The sequence below is a fragment of the Mesorhizobium sp. M5C.F.Ca.ET.164.01.1.1 genome, from assembly GCF_004792125.1.
GTDB lineage: Bacteria > Pseudomonadota > Alphaproteobacteria > Rhizobiales > Rhizobiaceae > Mesorhizobium > Mesorhizobium wenxiniae.
Genome location: NZ_SRTG01000260.1, coordinates 1 through 355 on the forward strand (window position 1 = coordinate 1; position 355 = coordinate 355).

General features: G+C 60.0%; 1 pseudogene. It reads left to right on the top strand.

From position 1 onward, the window contains the following. Positions 1 to 216: 216 nt before the first annotated feature. Positions 217 to 355 (top strand): annotated as a pseudogene (locus EN807_RS37215) (cystathionine gamma-lyase); the annotation flags it as partial.

Genomic DNA, 355 nt, shown 5'->3' on the forward strand with positions numbered 1-355 from the left:
TATCATGGGGCACTATGGGCGTCAACGGGAACAGACATCACAAACAAGCGCGCCGCAACCAGAAAGCGCAGGCTGGAGGCACGTCTCGTCTTTATCCTCTATTAAGCCTAACGAAGCGTTTAGAGCCTTCTGGCCCAAAAAGACGCGGCTTGCCGCGAACAGCCAGCGCGCTTAGCGTCGCCGGCAATTGCTATTCAGCCGAAGGGATGAAGCCTGATGTCCAAAACAGCGAAGTCCCGCGCCGCGGCGCTTGCCCATTTGCGCAGCGCCGATTTCGCCAAGGGCGATCCGATCCCTCTGCCGCTGACCATGGCATCGATCTTCCACACGCCGGGCGCAGAGGCCGGCTTCGATC